Origin of the sequence: Microcystis sp. M31BS1 (genome assembly GCF_020245285.1) — a bacterium.
Lineage (GTDB): Bacteria > Cyanobacteriota > Cyanobacteriia > Cyanobacteriales > Microcystaceae > Microcystis > Microcystis panniformis.
In genome coordinates this window covers 1-4,697 of the sequence record NZ_JADBVE010000181.1, presented here as the reverse complement: position 1 = coordinate 4,697, position 4,697 = coordinate 1, and the positions used below count along the sequence as shown (strand labels likewise).

At 46.3% G+C, this 4,697-nt stretch carries 6 protein-coding genes and 2 pseudogenes; 4 read left to right on the top strand and 4 right to left on the bottom strand.

Features of this window, described 5'->3' with window-relative positions:
- Positions 1-82: 82 nt before the first annotated feature.
- Positions 83-272 (bottom strand): annotated as a pseudogene (locus IM509_RS10600) (hypothetical protein).
- Between the two features lie 260 nt (positions 273-532).
- Here IM509_RS10600 and IM509_RS10595 point away from each other — a divergent pair.
- Positions 533-712, top strand: a pseudogene (locus IM509_RS10595) (transposase); the annotation flags it as partial.
- A 163-nt stretch (positions 713-875) separates the two neighbouring features.
- Here IM509_RS10595 and IM509_RS10590 read toward each other — a convergent pair.
- The gene (locus IM509_RS10590; RefSeq protein WP_002737568.1) at positions 876-1,265 is read right to left on the bottom strand and encodes an AbrB family transcriptional regulator; all 390 of its coding nucleotides are present in this window, start codon (positions 1,263-1,265) and stop codon (positions 876-878) included.
- A 299-nt stretch (positions 1,266-1,564) separates the two neighbouring features.
- Between IM509_RS10590 and IM509_RS10585 the strand changes: the two genes are divergently transcribed.
- The 3 genes from IM509_RS10585 to cbiB are packed head-to-tail and all read left to right on the top strand — an operon-like array spanning position 1,565 to position 3,412.
- A complete protein-coding gene (locus IM509_RS10585) occupies positions 1,565-2,008 on the top strand; it encodes an Rrf2 family transcriptional regulator (protein ID WP_002738021.1) in 444 nt (147 codons plus the stop codon).
- Positions 1,956-2,429, top strand: coding sequence for a GFA family protein (locus tag IM509_RS10580; RefSeq protein ID WP_128575290.1), 474 nt, complete (start codon positions 1,956-1,958; stop codon positions 2,427-2,429). Before IM509_RS10585 ends, IM509_RS10580 begins: the two co-directional genes overlap by 53 nt.
- Positions 2,430-2,431: 2 nt before the next feature.
- Entirely contained in the window at positions 2,432-3,412 is a 981-nt protein-coding gene (gene cbiB / locus IM509_RS10575; RefSeq protein ID WP_072927630.1) for an adenosylcobinamide-phosphate synthase CbiB, read from the top strand.
- On the opposite strand, the gene IM509_RS10570 is transcribed toward cbiB, so the two are convergent.
- Both IM509_RS10570 and IM509_RS10565 read right to left on the bottom strand, forming a co-directional pair.
- The gene (locus IM509_RS10570; protein ID WP_052278007.1) at positions 3,383-3,727 is read right to left on the bottom strand and encodes a hypothetical protein; all 345 of its coding nucleotides are present in this window, start codon (positions 3,725-3,727) and stop codon (positions 3,383-3,385) included. The two genes, cbiB and IM509_RS10570, sit on opposite strands and share 30 nt — an antisense overlap.
- A 153-nt stretch (positions 3,728-3,880) precedes the next feature.
- Positions 3,881-4,525, bottom strand: coding sequence for a lysophospholipid acyltransferase family protein (locus IM509_RS10565; RefSeq protein ID WP_052278008.1), 645 nt, complete (start codon positions 4,523-4,525; stop codon positions 3,881-3,883).
- Positions 4,526-4,697: the final 172 nt, after the last annotated feature.

Genomic DNA, 4,697 nt, shown 5'->3' with positions numbered 1-4,697 from the left:
CGAGTCGATGGACGCGTACTCGGAACTCGCCTTTTCTTTGATCCGCCTCAAGCCAGGAAAACACCCCGATTTTTCTAGGGGTCTAACGGCTATGCGCCTTATCCAGCAAGCCTTTTAGTCGCCTTGTCACCCCTTGAAGACTTTTAGACTTTTTGTCAATCAAAAAGTACCAGGCATGGGAGTGATCAGGGGGAAAATCCCTGGACTTTTTCCCTGAAAATTAGGTAATTGGCCACCTCAAAACTGATAAAACCCCACACCCCACACCCCACACCCTGCCACCAGGAAAAACTTTTTCAGCATACCCTACCTAGGGGTGCATCTGATTTTTGTCAATCTACCCAGTGGGGATTTTTCCAAGGAAACTATCTTCTAAAATTCGCGCTTAATGGCGATTTTTTCCTCAATCCCGCCGCAGATTAGCTTTTGCAGTGGGATGCTTAGATGCGGTTGTTCATACATTCGTACTAATTTAAGGATGACTGATCATTGTTGATTGTCGTTATTTGTGCACATCTGAGATGCTCCCAGAAAGTCCGGACAAGCTAAGAGAAGATTTAGTTTCAATCTGGTCATGACAAAACTACCTGAAACTTCAGGAACTGTCCTTGCTATTATCTTTTTGGTTGTCAATCTTTCCCAACTGCTTCGGCAGTTTTTTTGGGCTTTTTTTGTCTTTCTGGCTTTTTTGCGAACAAATGAACTAAGATAGTCCTTCTCTTTAATAAAAATCATGTTTAAATTTGTTTTGCCTAAGTAAAACTTATCAATTGGGCGACAAATCAGTGGCATTCAATAGCATGATTTCTGGAGTGAATTTTTCAGCAGACCCTATCTGCAAGGAGAGAGTGAAACGGCTCTCTCCTTAATTATGGCTATTCGTCGTCGTCGCTGGCGCCAACTTGCTTGAGATGAATATGTTTTCTCCCCAAAGTAATTTCAAATTCATCTCCGGGTTTGAGTCCCATTTTTTTGGTGTAGGCCGAACCGATCAGGAGATTATTATTAGATTGGACACTGATCCGGTAGCTGGCCGAGCGCCCACCTCGTCCGTGACCATTGGCACTGCTATCTAAGTCAATTCCCTCGGCATCGATTAGAGCATTGAGAAATTTCATCATATTAACGCGTTCAATACCATTTTTTGTCATGGTATAGTAGCCGCATTCCCGGGCTTTTTCCTCTTTGCTGAGGTTGCCTAGCTGTTTAACTTTCTCAATTAGTTCGAGGCCAGTCAGGGGTTCTGGATTGGTAGTTGTGTTCATTTAAGTTCGCAGTAGATAAGTAACGGTTAGGGTCATCAAGGCTAGTCGAGGAGAATTGCTCCCCCTGACCAGAAACAATCGGGTTACGATTGATCTCTACACTTATCTTACACGGTATAAACTAAAAATTATCACTTGCTTGGGGAAATTGATTGTAATGGATTACACTCTATCTCTCGATCGAAATCTTAAGAGAATTTATCAATGTTGATCGAGATGCCGGGGTAAGGGAGGTTAGCCTTTCTCTCATCAATGAGAGCCGGGGTAGGATAGAGATCAAGAGGTAAAAATGAGGGATAATGAAGCTAACAACTAGGGGTCACTATAGTGTTAAAGCCTTGCTGGATCTTAGTTTACAACCGAGGGGGACTCCCGTATCGGTAAAATCGATCGCCCTGCGTCAAGATATCCCGGCTGCTTATCTAGAGAAATTGCTGATAGAAATGCGACGAGCGGGGTTAGTTCGTTCCTTTCGGGGATCGCAAGGGGGTTATCAGTTAGCTAGGCCGGCAAATCGTATCTCGTTGGGGCAAATTTTGGAGGCAGTGGGAGAGACGATCGAGCCATTATCAGGTTATCATCCCAGGGACGAACAGGCAGAAGATTGGGTGACATTTACTATCTGGAAACACCTCCACGAGAAATTAAAAGAGGCCCTGGGGAAGATTACCTTAGCGGATTTATACTACGATGCGCGTAGCTGGATCGCCGCTAGGGGAGAGGAAACCAGCTTTATTGTTTAGTAGTTTAGAAGTTATGACAGCAACAACACAAGCAAAGATTTATGGGGGAGGTTGTCACTGTGGAGCGATCCGTTTTCAAGTGGCGATCGAGCATGATCAAGCTCTAGACTGTAATTGTTCCATTTGTCAGAAAAAAGGCTTTTTGCATCTGATTGTTCCTTCAGCACAATTTACCCTCCTAAGCGGTGAAGATTTCTTAAGTACCTATACATTTAATACCCACACAGCCCAACATTATTTTTGTCGTGTTTGTGGTATCCATCCTTTCTATCGTCCCCGCTCCCATCCTGACGCTATAGATATAAACCTGCGCTGTTTGGATGGCAATGTCTTGGAAGATTTTCAGATCCAGTTCTTTGATGGAGCTAACTGGGAAGACAATATTGAGAAAATTCGGGATATCGATGGTAAAAGGGAGTAATTGTGAAGGAAACGGCAACGGCGATCATTTTAGTATTAGGGGCGGTTTTAGATTATCTGGTGGGCGATCCTTGGGGATGGATTCATCCAGTGCAGGTGATGGGGGCGATTATTGCTGTTGCCAGCAAAGTTATTCTTAATTGGACGCAGGAAAAAATTCGGCAACGTTTAGCGGGCATAATTCTGGGACTAGGTTTAATTATCTTGGCTGGGGTCTTAACTTGGCTAGGAATCCAATGGTTAGGTCAGGTCAATTTGCTGCTGAGTTGCCTAGTACAAGTGATTCTCTTGGCTAGTTGTTTAGCCGGTAGAAGTTTACGCAGGGCTGCCGAAACAGTCATCGCACCTTTACAAGCGGAAAATATCACCTTAGCTCGTTGCCAACTAAGTTTATACGTTGGTCGCGACACAGATAATCTCGGCCAGGAAGAAATCCTTCGCGCCCTATTAGAAACCGTCAGTGAAAATGGTGTGGATGGAGTTACTGCGCCGCTTTTTTATGCCCTTCTCGGTGCTTTTCTGGGGGTGGGACCGGTTCCCCTTGCTTGCGCTTATAAAGCCGCTAGTACCCTCGATTCGATGATTGGCTATCGTCGGCCGCCCTACACCCATATTGGCTGGTTTAGTGCTAAAAGCGAGGATGTTTTGACATGGCTACCCTGTCGTTTAACGGTCTTAACTCTCGCCCTAATTTCGGGCCGGCCGGGGCGGGTTTTAAGCATTTGTTGGCGCGATGCCCGTCGGGATCCTAGTCCTAATTCCGGTTGGAGTGAATGCGTCTATGGGGCGATTTTGGGGGTGCAATTGGGGGGGAAAAATCAATACCGGGGCCAGATTGTGGAAAAACCTTTATTGGGCGATAACCTCCACCCGATTACCGTCAAAACCGTCGAACAGGCTTGGCATTTAACTCGTACTTGTGTATTACTTTGGTTGGCGATCGCTGTTAGCTGCTTAGTTGCTAGAGATTTTGCTCAATTTTAGCGACCAGAGGCGACGGCTTTGACGGGATTGACGCTGCCAGTAACGGATAATCAGGGAGAAGGTCAAGAATAGGGATTGCAGTATCTGTATCTGTCCGCAGAGGCGTTGATAGTTTTGTCGGAGATGATAGGTTTTCGCCCCGGCGATGACAATATATTCGGGGGCGGGGTAAAAAATGTGGTGTAAACGTCGTTCCACCCGGTTTAAAATTTTGGTCACTCGCCCTAAAATCCGCCGCAATTGCCACAATTTCCAGACTAGAAAGCAATTAAATAAAGTTAAGCCTAGATTGAAGCCGAGGACAAAAAAGAACATGATCGAGGCGATGGTCGAGTTATGCCAATTTTAGCCTAGATTCCCCACTTCAAAGTGTAGGGGAGAGAAATCTAATACTAAATCCGTTGAGTAACGCACAGAAAACGGGTTTCTCGGAGAAACCCGTTTTCTACTCATGCAAAAGGCAAAGATTTAGCGTCCGAGGGCGTGTAATCCGTTAATCATTTCGGCACAGCGCTCGGTAACTGTCTGTAAAGCTTCTCTTTTGCTAGAAATCGGTGGCGGCAGCACCTCGCCGATGCGAATAGTTAAGGGGATACTATGGGGAAAAGAAGAACCTTTTTGAAAAATCTTTTCTGTCCCCCACAAACTGACGGGTAACAGGGGAACTCCCGCTTTAGCGGCAATCATCGCCGCGCCTAGTTTTGGTTGATGGATCAATCCGTCCTCGGTGCGGGTTCCCTCCAGAAACACTCCTACTGCCCAGCCCGCTGCTAAGGCTGCCATCGCCGCCCGAATTGCCCCGCGATCACCACTGCTGCGTTTGACGGGATAGGCCCCGTAAAGAGCGATCGCCTGTTTTAAAATCGGGATGGTGAATAATTCTTCTTTAGCCATATAAGCTACGGGACGACGCACAGCACAGGATAATAGAGGTGGATCGAAGTAACTGGCGTGATTGCAGACGATAATCAGAGGATGACGCCGGGGGACATTTTCCACTCCGTAAATGCGGCCGCGGAAATAGCCGTGTAGGGTTGGGCTAACGATCGACCATTTAAAGAGATGATATAAAACTAAACTGGCAAAAGGTTCTCGCTCTTGAGGCTGGTTCATCGGAAATTTTGGGTCTGAAACCCCGCCGTTCTACGGCGGCTTTACGTTAGAATTAAAAGGCCAGTCTCGAAAACCAAGTGGACGGCGCAGCACCTTGAAAACTCGGCTTAGGGGGTTCCGACCAGAAAAGCTTGGCCGGGTAAAAAGTCGCGCGCAACAAGTACAAGAAGCT

Coding starts and splice junctions, on each gene's coding strand:
- IM509_RS10565 (WP_052278008.1), bottom strand. CDS start 4,525: ATGAACCAGCCTCAAGAGCGAGAACCTTTTGCCAGTTTAGTTTTATAT.
- IM509_RS10580 (WP_128575290.1), top strand. CDS start 1,956: ATGCGCGTAGCTGGATCGCCGCTAGGGGAGAGGAAACCAGCTTTATTG.
- IM509_RS10590 (WP_002737568.1), bottom strand. CDS start 1,265: ATGAACACAACTACCAATCCAGAACCCCTGACTGGCCTCGAACTAATT.
- IM509_RS10570 (WP_052278007.1), bottom strand. CDS start 3,727: ATGTTCTTTTTTGTCCTCGGCTTCAATCTAGGCTTAACTTTATTTAAT.
- IM509_RS10585 (WP_002738021.1), top strand. CDS start 1,565: ATGAAGCTAACAACTAGGGGTCACTATAGTGTTAAAGCCTTGCTGGAT.